Source organism: Cobetia sp. SIMBA_158 (assembly GCF_046566945.1).
GTDB lineage: Bacteria > Pseudomonadota > Gammaproteobacteria > Pseudomonadales > Halomonadaceae > Cobetia > Cobetia amphilecti.
Map to the genome: position 1 here is coordinate 1 of NZ_JAWJYL010001003.1, position 240 is coordinate 240.

Here is a 240-nt window from a genome sequence, read left to right on the forward strand (position 1 = left end):
GTATGCCCAATCAGCAAGTATTGACAGGTACGCTTGCAACGATTGTTGCCAAACAAGAACAAGCACAATTACCAACGCCTGCCCTCCTCATTATGGGTGACGTGGTCAGCTTGCATCATGATTTGGCTTGGTATAATTTACAAAATCAGCAGCACAGTCAAAACAGCGATGATATAGCTAAAAATTGGTTGCGTGAAGGGTCAAGAGGTGAAGCAGTAAAGCAACCGATAGACCAACAAG

The 240-nt window shown here is 44.2% G+C and carries 1 pseudogene; it reads left to right on the plus strand.

Features of this window, described 5'->3' with window-relative positions:
• Positions 1-240: pseudogene (locus R2R70_RS22825) on the plus strand (hypothetical protein); the annotation flags it as partial.